This is a genomic window from Streptomyces sp. P9-A2 (assembly GCF_036634175.1).
Lineage (GTDB): Bacteria > Actinomycetota > Actinomycetes > Streptomycetales > Streptomycetaceae > Streptomyces > Streptomyces pratens.
On sequence record NZ_JAZIFX010000001.1, the window covers coordinates 1,913,351 to 1,928,974 of the forward strand.

At 72.2% G+C, this 15,624-nt stretch carries 11 protein-coding genes; 4 read left to right on the plus strand and 7 right to left on the minus strand.

Going from position 1 to position 15,624, the window contains the following annotated elements:
• Positions 1-72 precede the first annotated feature (72 nt).
• The 7 genes from murD to rsmH are packed head-to-tail and all read right to left on the minus strand — an operon-like array spanning position 73 to position 9,400.
• Entirely contained in the window at positions 73-1,551 is a 1,479-nt protein-coding gene (murD, locus tag V4Y04_RS08675; protein ID WP_332426787.1) for a UDP-N-acetylmuramoyl-L-alanine--D-glutamate ligase, read from the minus strand.
• A complete protein-coding gene (gene mraY, locus V4Y04_RS08680) occupies positions 1,533-2,624 on the minus strand; it encodes a phospho-N-acetylmuramoyl-pentapeptide-transferase (protein ID WP_332432761.1) in 1,092 nt (363 codons plus the stop codon). The genes murD and mraY overlap by 19 nt, the downstream gene beginning before the upstream one ends.
• Complete coding sequence (locus tag V4Y04_RS08685; RefSeq protein ID WP_332426788.1) at positions 2,624-4,045, minus strand: UDP-N-acetylmuramoyl-tripeptide--D-alanyl-D-alanine ligase; 1,422 nt, start codon at positions 4,043-4,045, stop codon at positions 2,624-2,626. Before V4Y04_RS08685 ends, mraY begins: the two co-directional genes overlap by 1 nt.
• 4 nt (positions 4,046-4,049) lie before the next feature.
• Positions 4,050-5,819 (minus strand): UDP-N-acetylmuramoyl-L-alanyl-D-glutamate--2,6-diaminopimelate ligase, encoded by a 1,770-nt coding sequence (locus V4Y04_RS08690; RefSeq protein WP_443079977.1) that lies wholly within the window; start codon positions 5,817-5,819, stop codon positions 4,050-4,052.
• 52 nt (positions 5,820-5,871) lie between these two features.
• Positions 5,872-7,848 (minus strand): peptidoglycan D,D-transpeptidase FtsI family protein, encoded by a 1,977-nt coding sequence (locus tag V4Y04_RS08695; RefSeq protein ID WP_332426791.1) that lies wholly within the window; start codon positions 7,846-7,848, stop codon positions 5,872-5,874.
• Between the two features lie 5 nt (positions 7,849-7,853).
• A complete protein-coding gene (locus V4Y04_RS08700) occupies positions 7,854-8,360 on the minus strand; it encodes a hypothetical protein (RefSeq protein ID WP_332426792.1) in 507 nt (168 codons plus the stop codon).
• A 56-nt stretch (positions 8,361-8,416) separates the two neighbouring features.
• Positions 8,417-9,400 carry a 16S rRNA (cytosine(1402)-N(4))-methyltransferase RsmH gene (rsmH, locus tag V4Y04_RS08705; RefSeq protein ID WP_332426793.1) on the minus strand — a complete coding sequence of 328 codons (984 nt, stop codon included), beginning with the start codon at positions 9,398-9,400 and terminating at the stop codon, positions 8,417-8,419.
• Between the two features lie 436 nt (positions 9,401-9,836).
• Between rsmH and V4Y04_RS08710 the strand changes: the two genes are divergently transcribed.
• The 4 genes from V4Y04_RS08710 to V4Y04_RS08725 all read left to right on the plus strand — a co-directional run bounded on the left by V4Y04_RS08710 (position 9,837) and on the right by V4Y04_RS08725 (position 15,519).
• Positions 9,837-10,385, plus strand: coding sequence for a beta-class carbonic anhydrase (locus V4Y04_RS08710; protein ID WP_332426795.1), 549 nt, complete (start codon positions 9,837-9,839; stop codon positions 10,383-10,385).
• A 297-nt stretch (positions 10,386-10,682) separates the two neighbouring features.
• Positions 10,683-11,756 (plus strand): AAA family ATPase, encoded by a 1,074-nt coding sequence (locus V4Y04_RS08715; RefSeq protein ID WP_443079978.1) that lies wholly within the window; start codon positions 10,683-10,685, stop codon positions 11,754-11,756.
• Positions 11,756-13,120 carry a DUF58 domain-containing protein gene (locus V4Y04_RS08720; RefSeq protein WP_332426798.1) on the plus strand — a complete coding sequence of 455 codons (1,365 nt, stop codon included), beginning with the start codon at positions 11,756-11,758 and terminating at the stop codon, positions 13,118-13,120. The genes V4Y04_RS08715 and V4Y04_RS08720 overlap by 1 nt, the downstream gene beginning before the upstream one ends.
• A complete protein-coding gene (locus tag V4Y04_RS08725) occupies positions 13,117-15,519 on the plus strand; it encodes a transglutaminase TgpA family protein (protein WP_332426799.1) in 2,403 nt (800 codons plus the stop codon). Before V4Y04_RS08720 ends, V4Y04_RS08725 begins: the two co-directional genes overlap by 4 nt.
• The last annotated feature ends 105 nt before the right edge of the window (positions 15,520-15,624 follow it).

Sequence of the window (15,624 nt, forward strand, 5' to 3'; positions counted from 1 at the left end):
CCGCTGTGCGCCCCATGCTGCCTCGACGGTCCCACGCGTCCCTCCCAAGGTCGCCCGGCACAGGCGGCCGGGTCAGGCACCGAGTTCGCGCACCGCCTGTGCGAACGCCTCACCGCGCCTGTTGTAGTTGGCGAACATGTCCATCGAGGCGCAGGCCGGGGCCAGCAGCACCGTGTCGCCGGGCCGGGCCAGCCGCTTCGCCTCCTGGACAGCCTGGAGCATCGCCCCAGTGTCGGTCCGGCCGAGGTCGACCACGGGTACTTCCGGTGCGTGTCGCGCCAGGGCTTCGCGGATCAGCGCGCGGTCCGCGCCGATCAGGACGACGCCGCGCAGGCGTTTCGCCGAGCTCGCGACCAGTTCGTCGAAGGTGGCGCCCTTGGCGAGTCCGCCGGCGATCCACACGATCGATCCGTAGGCCGCCAACGAGGCCTGTGCGGCATGGGTGTTGGTCGCCTTGGAGTCGTCGACATAGGCGACCTCGTCCAGGTCGGCGACGTGCGCGATGCGGTGGGCGTCCGGGGTGAAGGCGCGCAGCCCGTCCCGTACGGCCGCCGCCGGCACTCCGTAGGCGCGCGCGAGGGCGGCGGCGGCGAGGGCGTTGGCGATGTTGTGCGGGGCGGGCGGGTCGACGTCGGCGACCTCGGCGAGTTCCTGGGCGCTGCCCTGGCGGTCCTCGACGAAGGCGCGGTCGACCAGGATGCCGTCGACGACACCGAGTTGGGAGGGTCCGGGGGTGCCGAGGGTGAAGCCGACGGCGCGGCAGCCCTCCTCGACGTCGGCCTCCCGGACCAGGTCCTCGGTGGACGGCTTGTCGGTGGCGTCGGCGTTGTAGACGCAGGCGATGCGGTTGCCCTCGTAGACGCGGCCCTTGTCGGCGGCGTACGCCTCCATGGAGCCGTGCCAGTCGAGGTGGTCGGGGGCGAGGTTCAGCACCGCCGCCGAGTGCGCGCGCAGGGAGGAGGACCAGTGGAGCTGGTAGCTGGACAGTTCCACGGCGAGCACGTCGTACTCCTCGTCGCCGAGCACCGCGTCGAGGAGCGAGACGCCGATGTTGCCGACGGCCGCGGTGCGCAGACCCGCCGCCTCGAGGATCGAGGCGAGCATCCGGACGGTGGTGGTCTTGCCGTTGGTGCCGGTGACCGCGAGCCAGGGCGGGGCCGTCTTCCCCGCGCGGGTTTCGCGCAGCCGCCAGGCCAGTTCGACGTCGCCCCAGATCGGGACGCCGGCCTGTTCGGCGGCGGCGAACAGCGGCTTGCCGGGCTTCCAGCCGGGGGCGGTGACGACGAGTTCGGTGCCCTCGGGGAGGGTGCTCGCGGCCTCCTCGCCGAGGCGGACGGCGATGCCGAGCCGTTCCAGTCCGGCCGCCTGGGTCCGGGCGCGCTCGTCGTCACCGTCGTTGACGACCGTGACGTGCGCGCCGAGGCCGTGCAGTGCCCTGGCCGCCGGGACGCCGGAGACGCCGAGCCCGGCGACGGTGATGCGCCTGCCCCGGAACCGGTAGGGCTCCGGGGACTGCGATGCCACTGGTGCGGTCACTTGTCCGCTGCCCATCCCGCGTAGAAGATGCCGAGTCCGACGATCACGCAGATGCCCTGGATGATCCAGAAGCGGACCACGACAAGGACTTCGGACCACCCCTTGAGTTCGAAGTGGTGCTGGAGCGGTGCCATCCTGAAGACGCGTTTCCCGGTGAGCTTGAAGGAGCCGACCTGGATGACCACCGACATGGTGATGAGGACGAACAGGCCGCCCAGGATGGCGACCAGCAGCTCGGTGCGGGAGCAGATCGCCAGGCCCGCGAGGACGCCGCCGAGGGCGAGCGAACCGGTGTCGCCCATGAAGATCTTGGCCGGCGAGGTGTTCCACCACAGGAAGCCCAGGCAGGAGCCCATCAGCGCGGAGGCGACCACCGCGAGGTCGAGGGGGTCTCTCACCTCGTAACAGGCACCCGGGTTGGTCAGGGTCGTCGCGTTGGCGCAGGACTCCTGGAACTGCCAGACGCCGATGAAGGTGTAGGCGCCGAAGACCAGGACGGAGGCGCCGGTGGCCAGACCGTCCAGGCCGTCCGTCAGGTTCACGCCGTTCGACATCGCGAGAATCATGAACAGCGCCCAGAGGACGAACAGCACCGGGCCGATGGTCCAGCCGAAGTCGGTGATGAACGACAGCTTGGTGGACGCCGGGGTGTTGCCGCGGCTGTCCGCGAACTGCAGGGCGAGCACGGCGAAGGCGATACCGACGATCAGCTGGCCGGACATCTTGGCCTTGGCCCGCAGGCCCAGCGACCGCCGTTTGACGATCTTGATGTAGTCGTCCAGGAAGCCGACGATGCCCATGCCCACCATCAGGCCGAGCACCAGCAGACCCGAGAAGGTCGGCGCCGCGTCGACCTTCGGGTCCACGTAGTCCGTGACCAGTTTCGCCAGGAAGTACGCGGCGACCGTCGCCAGGATGAAGGCGATACCGCCCATCGTCGGCGTACCGCGCTTGCTGGCGTGCTCGCGCGGGCCGTCGTCGCGGATGTACTGCCCGTACCCCTTGCGTGCGAGCAGCTTGATCAGCAGCGGGGTGCCGACCAGCGTCAGGAAGAGGCCAATGACTCCTGCGAACAGGATCTGCTTCATCATCGGGCGACGACCTCGCCCTCGGTACCGGTCGCGAGCAGCGCCTGCGCCACACTCTCGAGACCGACCGACCGGGACGCCTTCACGAGAACGACGTCTCCCTGGCGCAATTCACTGCGCAACAGGTCGACAGCCGCCTGTGCGTCGGACACGTGCACCGACTCCTCACCCCACGAACCCTCGTTATATGCGCCCAGTTGCAGCCAGGCGGCTTCTCTGCCCCCGACCGCGACGAGCTTGCTGACGTTGAGCCGGACGGCGAGCCGTCCGACCGCGTCGTGCTCGGCGAGCGCCTCGTCCCCGAGCTCGGCCATCTGGCCGAGCACCGCCCATGTACGGCCCCCCTTCGCCTGTGAGGCTTTGCCCATGGACGCGAGCGCGCGCAGGGCGGCTCGCATGGACTCGGGGTTCGCGTTGTAGGCGTCGTTGACGACCGTCACGCCGTCCGGGCGCTCGGTGACCTCCATCCGCCAGCGGGAGAGGGAGCCCGCTTCGGAGAGCGCGAGTGCGATCTCGTCTGCGGACATGCCCAACTCGTGGGCGACGGCGGCCGCGGCGAGCGCGTTCGACACGTGGTGCTCACCGTACAGGCGCATGGTCACATCGCTTGCACCGGAGGGTGTGTGAAGCCTGAACGACGGCTGTCCGCTGTCCATGAGTCGTACGTTCTCGGCCCGAACGTCCGCTTCGTCGCTCTCTCCGAAGAGGAGCACCTTCGCCTTCGTGCGGGACGCCATGGCGCGGACGAGCGGGTCGTCCGCGTTGAGGACCGCGGTGCCGTCCTCGGGGAGGGCCTCGACGAGTTCGCCCTTGGCCAGGGCGATCTGCTCCCGGCCGCCGAACTCGCCGATGTGCGCGGTGCCCACGTTGAGCACGAGGCCGATCTTCGGCGGGGTGAGACCGGTGAGGTAGCGGATGTGACCGATCCCGCGGGCGCCCATCTCCAGCACGAGGTACCGGGTTTCCTCGGTGGCGGTGAGCGCGGTCAGCGGCAGCCCGATCTCGTTGTTGAGGGAGCCGGGGGTGAAGACGGTCGGCGCCTTGCGCCGCAGCACCTGCGCGATGAGGTCCTTGGTGCTGGTCTTGCCGGCCGAGCCGGTCAGGGCGACGAGGGTGGTGCCGAGCCGCCGTACGACGTGCCGGGCGAGGGCACCCAGCGCGCTCTGGACGTCCTCGACGACGATCGCGGGCACCCCCACGGGCCGGGAGGCGAGCACGGCGGCCGCACCGGCCTCCACGACCGCGGCCGCGAAGTCGTGGCCGTCCACGCGTTCACCGGCGAAGGCGACGAACAGGCTGCCCGGCACCACCTCCCGTGAGTCCCGGACCACCGGTCCGGTGACCGGGACGGACGGATCCGGTATGTCGTACGTCTGTCCGCCGACGACTTCTGCGATCTCGGCGAGGGAGAGGGCGATCACAAGTTCATCCCTGGGTCTGCTGGATAGCTTCGCGAAGCACCTGGCGGTCGTCGAAGGGACGCACCACCCCGGCGATGTCCTGTCCCTGCTCGTGGCCCTTGCCGGCGACCAGCACGGCGTCGCCGGGCTGTGCGCGGGCGACGGCCGCGGCGATCGCCGCGGCCCGGTCCTCGAAGACCTGCACCTCGCCGCGCTCGTGGGCGGGCACGGAGGCCGCGCCCTCGAGCATGGTGGCGAGGATCGCGAGGGGGTCCTCGGAGCGGGGGTTGTCGGAGGTCAGTACGGCGGTGTCGGCGAGCCGGGCCGCCGCGGCGCCCATCGGCCGGCGCTTGGTGAGGTCCCGGTCCCCGCCGCAGCCGAGCACCACGTGGACCTTGCCCTCGGTGACCCTGCGCAGGGCGCGCAGTACCGATTCGACGGCGTCGGTCTTGTGCGCGTAGTCGACCACCGCGAGGTACGGCTGGCCCGCGTCCACGCGCTCCAGCCGGCCGGGCACGCCGGGGACGGCGGCGACGCCGTCGGCGGCGGTCTGGGGGTCCAGTCCGGCGGCGGCGAGGGCGACGATCGCGGCGAGGGTGTTGGCCACGTTGAAGGGGCCCGGCAGCGGCGACCGGGCGGTGATCCGCTCGCCCTCGGGGCCGGTCACGGTGAACGTGGAGTCGGTGGGGCCGACCACGACGTCCTCGGCACGCCAGTCGGCGTCGGGGTGGCCCTCGGCGGAGTAGGTGATGACGGGGACGCCGGCCTCCTTGGTGAGGCGGCGGCCGTACTCGTCGTCGGCGTTGACCACGGCGAGGCGGCTGCGCAGCGGGGTGAACAGCTGCGCCTTGGCCCCGAAGTAGTCCTCCATGTCGGAGTGGAACTCCATGTGTTCCGGGCTCAGGTTGGTGAAGACGGCGATGTCGAAGACGCAGCCGTCCACCCGGCCCAGTACCAGGGCGTGACTGGAGACCTCCATGGCGACCGCGTCGACACCGCGCTCGCGCATGACGGCGAACAGGGCCTGGAGGTCGGTGGCCTCCGGCGTGGTGCGCTCGGACTTGATGCGCTCGTCGCCGATGCGCATCTCGACGGTGCCGATCAGCCCCACCCGTCGCCCACCACCGTCCTCGGCCGGCGGCGTTTCGCGCCGGCCCTCCTCGTCCGTGCCGCGGACGGTCTTCAGGCCGCCCTCGACGAGATAGGCGGTGGTGGTCTTGCCGGAGGTACCGGTGATGCCGATCTGGAGCAGGTCGCGGCCCGGGTGGCCGTAGATCGTGGCCGCCAGTTCGCCCATGCCCGCGCGGGGGTCGTCGACCACCAGGGCGGGCAGGCCGGCCGCGGCGGCGCGTTCGGCGCCGCTCGGGTCGGTGAGCACGGCGACCGCGCCGAGGCCCGCGGCCTGGTTGACGAAGTCGGCGCCGTGCACGCGGGCGCCGGGGAGGGCGGCGTACAGGTCGCCGGGGCGCACCGCGCGCGAGTCATGGGTGATGCCCGTGACGTCGGCGGTCCGCTGCGGCACGGTGGTACCCAGTTGACCGGCGAGTTCCGCGAGGGGGGTGGCGGTGACCCGCGCCGGCCGGGGCGGCCCGGGAAATGTCACGGGGTGGCCCTTCTGAGTGGTTTGGGACTGATCAGCGTGTGGCACGGCGGTGAGCGTACCGGGCGCACCCGGCGCGGAGCGAAAGAGGGGGCCGGGCACGGTGCCGTCCGGCGGAGAGCCGTGCCCGGGGGCGGGGTCCGGTGCGGGGCGGGGAGTGTTCTGTTTCCCGGGGTCGGGGGTGATCGTTGTCACGGGCTGTTCCTGGGTGGTTCCGTGCCGGCCGGGCGCGAGGGTTCGCGACCGGTCAGCGCTTGAAGGTGACCGGGAAATTGGCCGGTTCGGCGCCGGTCGGCGGCACCTGAAGGGTCTTGAGGGCGAACTCCATGACCTGCTTGTAGACGGGTCCGCAGATCTGGCCGCCGAAGTAACTGCCCTCGGTGGCGTTCTGGATGACGCAGGAGACGGTGACGCGGGGCTGGTCGGCGGGTGCGAATCCGGCGAAGGAGGAGGTGTAGCCGTGGTACTTGCCGGTGGCCGGATCCACGCGGTTGGCCGTACCCGTCTTCCCCGCCACCCGGTAGCCGGGGATGCGCGCCTTGGTGCCGGTACCCTCCTCGTCGTCCACGACCGACTCCAGCATCCTGGCGAGCGTCTTCGCCGTCTTCTGGCTGACGACCCGGGTCTTCTCGGGCTCCGGGGCGGCGGTGAAGCTTCCGTCGGGTTCCTTGGTGCCGCGCACCAGCGCGGGTTCGACGCGTACGCCGCCGTTGGCGATGGTGGAGTAGACGGACGCGGCCTGCATGGCGTTGACGGACACGCCCTGGCCGAAAGGAATCGTGTACTGCTGGGAGGTCGACCAGGTGTCGGGCGGGGCGAGGATGCCCTTGGTCTCACCGGGGAAGCCGAGTCCGGTGTGGCTGCCGAGGCCGAACGCGCGCAGGTAGTCGTGGAGCACCTTGTTGGCGGCGGCCTGGGTCTTGCCGAGCTGGCCGGTGGCCAGGATGGTGCCGATGTTGCTGGACTTGGCGAGCACTCCGTTGAGGGTGAGGTACCAGGTCGGGTGGTCGATGTCGTCCTTGAACAGGCGGTCGCCGCGATGCAGCCGGTTCGGCACGACGACATGCGTCTGCGGGGTGGCCGCGCCCTCCTCCAGGACTGCCGCCATGGACAGGACCTTGGCGGTGGAGCCGGGCTCGAAGGCGTCCTGGAGGGCCGCGTTGCCGAGGGCCGCCGGATCGGCCTCGGAGAGGTCATTGGGGTCGAAGCCGGGTGCGTTGGCCATGGCGAGGACCTCGCCGGTGCGGGTGTCCTGGACGATGACGTAGCCGCGGTCGGCCTTCGACTTCTCCACCTGCTCGCTGATGGCGTTCTGCGCGGCCCACTGGATGTCGCGGTCGATGGTGAGCTCGACGTCGCTGCCGGGGACGGCCGGTGTCTCGCTGGAGTCCACGGTCGGCACCAGACGGCCGCCGGACTGGGCGTAGCGGATCTTGCCGTCCTCGCCGGTGAGCCGCTTGTCCAGCTGGAGTTCGATACCGCCGCCGCCCTCGCCCTCGGCGTTGACCCAGCCCAGTATCCCGGCGGCGAGCTCGTTGTTGGGGTACACCCGCTTGCTGGTGGGCACGGACAGGACGCCGGCGAGGACGTTGACGGAGGACGTGTCGGTCTGCGCCTTCTTGGCCAGCGCGGACTTCAGGTCCTTGATCTGCTGCCACACCTGGGGGGTCTGACGGCTCGCGAGTCTGACGTAGCGCAGGGCCTTGTTCTCCGGCCGCAGCTTCTCGACCAGCCGGTCCTGGTCCTGGCCGAGGATCGGGGCGAGGAGGGCGGCGGCCTGTTCGGGGCCGTCGGCGATCTCCAGCTGGTCGGGGGCGAACAGCGTGGGGTCGGCGGTGATGTCGTAGGCGTCCTCGCTGGTCGCCAGGGCGACGCCGTTGCGGTCGGTGATCCTGCCGCGCTCGGCGTCCAGCACCTGGCCGACGTAGAGGTTCTGTCCGGCCTTCGCGGCGTAGGTGTCGGCCTTGACGGCCTGCACCTGGAGCAGGCGTACGACGAAGACGCTCAGGACCAGGGCCAGCGCCAGGCCGACCAGGCGCAGCCGGGGGCGCGGGCTGCCCAGCCGGATGACCTTCGGGGCCGCCGGGCCCGGCGGCCGGGGACGCGAGGCCGGGCGGGGGGTACGGGCCTGCCGGGCGCCGGGTCCGGGGCGCTGCCCGGCGCCCGGGCGGGCGGGCCGGGCGGGGCCGGGCACGCGACGGCGGGGCGGTTCCCTGTCGGACACTTCCGTCACCTGCCGGGAGTCGATGCGGGGGTGGACGTGGGATCTGCTGCCGCGCCGGGCGTCGTGCCCGGTGCCGTGCCCGGGAGCGGGAGCGGGGCCGTCGTGGTGGCCGGCGCCTCGGGGGTGAGCACCAGGGGGGCGCGGGAGGCGGTGGCGGGGCCTGGGACACCCTTGACCTTGCCGTCGGGGTCCAGGAAGGCGGGGTCGCCGCCGGGCACCATGCCGAGCTCACGGGCCCGGCGCTGGAGGGCGTCGGGGGCGGAGTAGGCGTCGACGTCCCGCTGGAGGGCCTGCTCCTCGTCGGTGAGGCTCTTCTTCTCCCGTTTGAGGTCGTCGAACCGGAACGCGCCCTCGCTGAGCGCCGAGTTCAGCACCAGGAGCCCGATCAGGCCGCCGCCCAGGAGAAGGACGACCAGCAGCACGAAGGGGGTACGGGCCGCCTGGGCCCGTCCCGTGGGGAGGAACTGCGCGAGACGGGCCGCCCTCCCCCTCAGTTCGGGTTTCCTGCTCACTCATGCTCCCCTGGGTCCGTCCGAAGCCTGCCTTCCGCACCCGAGTGCCCCGCACGTCATTCGAGGTGCTCCCGGACGCGCTGGGCGCCCCGCAGCCGCGCGGGTGCCGCTCGCCGGTTCTCGGCGATCTCCTCCTCGGTGGGAAGCTCCGCACCGCGCGTGAGCAGCTTGAGCCGGGGCTGGTAGCGCTCGGGCACGACCGGCAGCCCGGGGGGCGCGGTGATGGCGGCGCCCCCCGCGAGCACCTGCTTGACCAGCCGGTCCTCCAGGGAGTGGTACGACAGCACGGCGATCCGGCCGCCGACGTCGAGTGCCCGCACCGCGGCCGGGATCGCCCGCTCCAGCACGGAGAGCTCGCCGTTGACCTCGATGCGCAGGGCCTGGAAGGTGCGCTTGGCAGGGTTGCCGCCGGTGCGCTTGGCGGCCTGCGGCAGCGCGTCCCGGATCAGCTCGACCAGGCGGGCGCTGGTGGTGAACGGCTCCTTCTCCCGCTCGCGCACCACCGCGGCCACGATCCGCTTGGCCTGCTTCTCCTCGCCGTAGGCGCGCAGGATGCGGACGAGGTCGCCGGGCGGGTAGGTGTTGAGGACCTCTGCGGCGCTGATGCCGGCCGACTGGTCCATGCGCATGTCGAGCGGGGCGTCCTGGGCGTAGGCGAAGCCGCGGTCGGCCTCGTCGAGCTGCATGGAGGACACGCCCAGGTCGAACAGGACGCCCTGCACACGCGGGACACCGAGCCGGTCGAGCACGTCGGGGAGTTCGTCGTAGACGGCGTGGACCAGGGTGGCTCGCTCACCGAAGGGGGCGAGCCGCTCGCCGGACAGGCGCAGCGCCTCCTTGTCCCGGTCCAGGGCGATCAGTCGCGCCTCGGGGAACCGTGTCAGCAGGGCCTCGCTGTGGCCGCCGAGGCCGAGGGTGCAGTCGACGGCCACGGCTCCCGGCCGCTCCAGGGCGGGCGCCAGCAGGTCCAGGCACCGCCGGAGCATCACCGGGACGTGCCGGGTCTGCCCGCCCGTGTTCGCATGTGCTTCGCGCCCCATGGGTTCTGGGCCCTCTTCTCAAGGTCCGGCGCGGCCGTGACGCACCGCCGGGTCCCCGCCCCTCCCCCGGTGTGGACGGGGCGGCCGGCCGGCGCCGGAGGCGACAGCCGGCCGGGAACGGGAGGAGGCCGAGCCGTACGTACGCGCAGCGCACGCGGGGGGATCTCCGGGACGCTGCCCGGTTCTCCGGGGGAAATCAGTGCAGCGGGGAGTCTCGCCTCCCGCTTCGCGTCACTTTAGTCCACGGTGTCGCCCGGTCAATCAACCGGCCTGCGCGGCGCGGCCCTCGGCACGAGGACAACCGCATCACAGGGAAGTCACTCGCACGAGGCGGCTCACACCATCCTTGTGGGTCATCTCACGCCAAAGACGGATGACGTTCTTTGTCCTGTCTCACAGCGAGCCCGGACGGTGGGTGCCCAGTAACGTCATGGCTATGACGACTTCTGCATCGGTTCCCGCGAGCCCGGAAAGCGCGACAGTCGGCCAGGGCACGGTCACCGACCGCCTGGTGGACGCGAACGAGCAGTACGCCAACGCCTTCGCCGATCCCGGGATGGACGCCCGCCCCGTCCTCCGTGTCGCCGTGGTGGCCTGCATGGACGCCCGGCTCGACCTGCACGCCGCGCTCGGCCTCGAGCTCGGTGACTGCCACACCGTCCGCAACGCCGGAGGCGTCGTCACCGACGACGTGATCCGGTCGCTGACCGTCAGCCAGCGGGCACTCGGCACCCGCAGTGTGGTGCTCATCCACCACACCAACTGCGGCCTGGAGTCCATCACCGAGGAGTTCCGGCACGACCTGGAGATGGAGGTCGGCCAGCGTCCCGCCTGGGCCGTGGAGGCCTTCCGGGACGTGGACCAGGACGTACGGCAGTCGATGCAGCGGGTGCGCACCTCGCCGTTCCTGCCGTACACCGACGACGTGCGCGGATTCGTCTTCGACGTGAAGACCGGTCTGCTGCGTGAGATCGATCCCACCTGACCCGCCGGCCCGCTCCGAGGCCGTCCTTCGCCGCGGGTTCGCGCGTCCGTTCTCCGGATGTCACCAGGTCGTACGACATTCATAAATGTCGTACGACCTGACATACCACCGCCAGTTGTCCACAGGCGAGTGACACGAATCGGTAACGGCGGCAAGAATGCGGGAGTGGTGCCGTGTGGAACCTTTCCCGCGCGGCGTCCGTGATTCGGGGTGGGCCGGTCCGCACAGCAAGGCGTCGGCCCGGACATTTGTGGCCCTCGTTCCTTCGGAGCGGGGGCAAAGGCCTAGGAGGGCCGGGTGACGACCTATGAGGATCGTGCGAGCCATGGGGGCGCCCCCGACCGAGCGTATTCGAGGGTGGGGGACGATCTGACCGCTGTGGTCGAGCGCGTGCGGGATTCGGTGGAGAGCGTGATCGAGGGCAAGCCCGAGGTCGTGCGGCTCTCGCTGACCGTGCTGCTCGCCGAGGGGCATCTGCTCATCGAGGATGTCCCGGGCGTCGGCAAGACGATGCTGGCCAAGGCGCTGGCGCGGTCCATCGACTGCTCGGTGCAACGCATCCAGTTCACACCGGATCTACTGCCGTCGGACATCACCGGTGTGTCCATCTGGGACCAGCAGCGCCGCGACTTCGAGTTCAAGCCGGGAGCCATCTTCGCGCAGGTGGTGATCGGCGACGAGATCAACCGCGCGTCGCCGAAGACACAGTCGGCGCTCCTGGAGTCGATGGAGGAGCGGCAGGTCACCATCGACGGCACGACCTATGAACTGCCCAGCCCCTTCATGGTGGTGGCGACGCAGAACCCGGTCGAGATGGAGGGCACCTATCCGCTGCCGGAGGCCCAGCGCGACCGGTTCATGGCCCGCGTCTCGGTCGGCTATCCGAGCCCCGAGGCCGAGCTGGAAATGCTGGACGTGCACGGGGGCGTCTCCCCGCTGGAGGACCTCCAGCCGGTGGCGCACGCGCACGAGATCCTGAAGCTGATCGAGACGGTGCGCGCCGTCCATGTGGCCGAGCCGGTCCGCCGGTACGTGGTGGAGCTGGTCTCCGCCACCCGCACGCACCCCGACCTCAGACTCGGCGCCTCCCCGCGCGCGACGCTGCACCTGCTGCGCGCCGCGAAGGCGGCCGCGGCGCTGAACGGCAGGGAGTACGCGCTGCCGGACGACGTGCAGGCGCTCGCCGCGGCCGTCCTGGCGCACCGGCTGCTGCCCACCGCCCAGGCCCAGCTCAACCGCCGCACGGCCGAGCAGGTGGTGCAGGAGATCCTGCAGCACACGCCGGTACCGGCCGCAGCCCCGCAGGAGACCGGCATCGGCTTGGGCCGTGGCGGTCTCGGGTACGGCCGTCAGCAGCCGTGGAGGCTGTGATGACGACCGCGGGATCGGTCCGCGCGGAGGGCGACCACAGCGACCGGGGCGGCCTGCGCACAGCCCTGGCCGGGCTGACCACCCGCGGGCGCTCCTTCCTGGCCGCCGGTGCGGCCGCCGCGGTCTGCGCCTATGTGCTCGGGCAGAGCGATCTGCTGCGGGTCGGGCTGCTGCTTGCGGTGCTGCCACTGGTGTGCGCGGGCGTGCTCCACCGGACCCGCTACCGGGTCGCCGGCAGCCGCCGGCTCTCCCCCTCGCGGGTACCGGCCGGCTCCGAGGCCCGGGTGCATCTGCGGATGGACAACGTGTCCCGGATGCCCACGGGTCTGCTGATGCTCCAGGACCGGGTGCCCTACGTGCTCGGGCCGCGGCCCCGGTTCGTGCTGGACCGGGTGGAGGCGGGTGGGCGCCGCGAAGTGTCCTACCGGGTCCGCTCCGACCTGCGCGGCCGCTATCCACTGGGCCCGCTGCAGCTGCGCCTGTCCGACCCGTTCGGGATGTGCGAACTGACCCGGTCCTTCTCCACGCACGACACGCTGACGGTGATCCCGCGCGTGGAGCCGCTGCCGCCGGTGCGGCTGAGCGGTGAGGCCGGGGGACACGGCGACGGGCGGCAGCGTTCGCTGGCGCTGGCCGGCGAGGACGACCTGATCCCGCGCGGCTACCGCTACGGCGACGATCTGCGCCGGGTGCACTGGCGTTCCACCGCGCGCTACGGCGAGCTGATGGTGCGCCGCGAGGAGCAGCCGCAGCGGGCCCGGTGCTCGGTGCTGCTGGACACCCGCGCCATCGCCTACGACGGCGCGGGTCCGGACTCGGCGTTCGAGTGGGCGGTGTCGGGTGCGGCGTCCGTGCTGACGCACATGCTGGAGCGGGGTTTCTCGGTACGGCTGCTGACCGACACCGGCACGTCGGTGCCGGGCGAGGGCTCCGAGGGGTTCGCGGGCGCGAGCCAGGGGTCGGCGGACGTGGCCGGGCTGATGCTGGACACCCTCGCGGTGGTCGACCACTCCGACGGGGAGGGCCTGTCCCGGGCGTACGACATGGTCCGCGGTGGGAGCGAGGGGCTGCTGGTGGCCTTCCTCGGCGATCTCGACGAGGAGCAGGCGGCGGTGCTCGCCCGGATGCGGCAGCGCAGCCGGGGCGCGGTCGCCTTCCTCCTGGACAGCGGGGCCTGGCTGCGGGAACCGCCGGACGTGCCCGGTCCGTCGGACGGTGGCGGGGAGTGGTCGCGGATGCTGCGCGAGGCCGGCTGGACGGTGGTGGGCGTGCCACGGGGCGCCTCCCTGGAGGAGCAGTGGCGGCTGGCGGACCGGGAGCGTTCCGGCCTGGTGGCCGCGAGCGGTGGGGAGGGAGCAGGGTGAGTGGACGCCTGCGGCTGACGATTGCCTCGTGGGCGGCCACGCTGCTGGCCGCGTGCGCGCTGCTGCCACTGGTCGAGCCGCCCTCCTGGATCGTGCAGGCGGCCTTTCTGCTGGCGGTGCAGTCGGGCGTGGGCGCGCTGGCCCGGCGGGTGCCGCTGGCGCGTCCGCTGACGGTGGCGGCGCAGGCCCTTGTCGCGCTCATGCTGCTGACGCTGGTCTTCGCGCGTGAGCACGCGTTCGCCGGCCTGCTGCCGGGACCGGACGCGTTCCGCTTCTTCGCCGGACTGCTCGACCAGGGTGGGACGGACGTCGGCCGTTATGCGATACCGGCGCCGCTGTCCGAGGGCATCCGGCTGATGCTGATCGGTGGCGTCCTGGTGATCGGGCTCCTGGTGGACGCCCTCGCGGTGACCTTCCGCGGCGTGGCGCCGGCCGGTCTGCCGCTGCTCGCGCTGTACTCCGTCGCCGCGGGTCTGTCCGACGGCGGGGCCGACTGGCTGTGGTTCCTGCTGGCGGCGGCCGGTTATCTGATGCTGCTGCTCGTGGAGGGGCGTGAGCGGCTCTCCCAGTGGGGGCGGGTCTTCGGCGGGGCGGCGCAGGGCTCGCCCGGCGGGCCGGGCGGGGCCCGTGCCCCGGTGCGCACCGGCCGGCGGATCGGGGTGCTCGCGGTGGGCGTCGCCCTGGTGGCGCCGCTCGCTCTGCCCACCATGAACGGCGGCCTGCTGGACCCGGCGGGTTCGGGGGTCGGCCCCGGCTCCGGCGGGGGTGGCACGATCTCCGCGGTGAACCCGCTGGTGTCACTGCGCGACTCGTTGAACGTGAACGAGGACCGCCAGGTCCTGTCGGTGCGCTCCGAGGCGGAGAACGTCTCGGACCTGTATCTGCGCATCGTGTCCCTGGACGACTTCGACGGCACCACCTGGAAGCCGTCCAAGCGGTCCATCACCACGGTGCCCGACGGCGCCTTCCCCATCCCGGCCGGCCTCGGCCCGGACATCGAGCGCGAGGAGATCGGCACGACGATCTCGACCGCCGACTGGTACAGGCAGGACTGGCTGCCGATGCCGTATCCGCCGAGCGGCGTGGACATCAGTGGCAACTGGCGCTACGAACCGGTCGGGATGACGCTGGTCGGCGACCACGGCCAGAACACCCGGGGGCTGACCTACCAGGTCAGCAGTCTGAACCTGCGGCCCACGGCGGAGCAGCTGGCCGACGCTCCGGCGCCGCCTGCCGCCCTGAAGCGGGACTACACCGAGCTGCCCGGCTCGCTGCCCGCGGTGGTGTCCCGGACCGCCCGCGAGGTCACCGAGGGGGCGACCAACGCGTACGACCGAGCGGTCATGCTCCAGGAGTACTTCACCCTGAGGGGCGGCTTCGAGTACGACACCGAGGTCGATGTCGGCAGCGGCTCGGAGGCGATCGCCCGCTTCCTGAGGGACAAGGAGGGCTTCTGCGTCCACTTCTCCTTCGCCATGGCGTCGATGGCCCGCTCCCTGGACATACCCGCCCGGGTCGCGGTGGGCTTCGCGCCCGGCACCCCGCAGCCGAACGGCACGGTGGCGGTGGGGCTGCGGGACGCGCACGCCTGGCCCGAGCTGTACTTCGAGGGCGTGGGCTGGACCCGTTTCGAGCCGACGCCCACACGCGGTTCGGTGCCGGCCTACACCGTGCCGGACACCCCGGACAGCACACTGCCCGACCCGGCACGGCCGTCCGAGGCGGAGCCCTCGGAGCCCTCGTCCGCCCCGTCGCGGAGCGAGAGCTGCTCGGTGCGGCAGCAGCGGCTGGACGGCTGCGCGAGCGAGGCACCCCTGGCGACGCTGCCCACGGGCGGCGACGGGCCGAAGTGGTACCTGGTCCTGGCATGGACGCTGGGCGGTCTCGCCGTCCTGGTACTGCCGCTGGCACCGATGCTGTGGCGACTGCGGACCCGTTCGGTGCGCCTGGGCGCGCACGGCCGGTCCGAGGCCGGCACGGCGGCGCACACCCTGGCCGTCTGGGACGAGCTGACGGACACGGCGTGGGACGTCGGCATCTCCCCGGACGAGTCGCTGACTCCACGCAGGGCGGCGGCCCGGATCGGCCTGCTCGGCCGGCTCGGCCCGGACGCCGCGGCCTCGGTGCACCGGGTGGCGGATGCCGTGGAGCAGGTCCTCTACGCGCCGCGGCCGCGCCCGACGGCGGGCCTCACGGACGATGTGCGCCGGGCGGCGGCCGGACTGAGGTCCGGAGCCGGCCGGGGCATGCGGCTGCGCGCGCTGCTCCTGCCGCGTTCCACGGTGCGGATGGTGTGGGCGCTGTCGGCCCGGTGGGCCGCGGTCCGCAACCGTGTCCTCGCCCTGCGTCCGGCATGGCGCAGACCCACGTGGCGCAGACCCTCCCGGCAGCAGGGGTGACGGGGCGGGTCCGGGCCGACCGGCACCGGGACCAGGACCGGACCCGGCCAGGCGGATGACCCCGGCCGAGCAGGGTCACGGTGCGGAGCAGGGATGGGGGGCAGG

Bases quoted from the DNA above. Each gene is read 5' to 3' on its own strand.
- murD (WP_332426787.1), bottom strand. From the start codon at position 1,551: ATGGGCAGCGGACAAGTGACCGCACCAGTGGCATCGCAGTCCCCGGAG.
- mraY (WP_332432761.1), bottom strand. From the start codon at position 2,624: ATGAAGCAGATCCTGTTCGCAGGAGTCATTGGCCTCTTCCTGACGCTG.
- rsmH (WP_332426793.1), bottom strand. From the start codon at position 9,400: ATGGGGCGCGAAGCACATGCGAACACGGGCGGGCAGACCCGGCACGTC.
- V4Y04_RS08710 (WP_332426795.1), top strand. From the start codon at position 9,837: ATGACGACTTCTGCATCGGTTCCCGCGAGCCCGGAAAGCGCGACAGTC.
- V4Y04_RS08720 (WP_332426798.1), top strand. From the start codon at position 11,756: ATGACGACCGCGGGATCGGTCCGCGCGGAGGGCGACCACAGCGACCGG.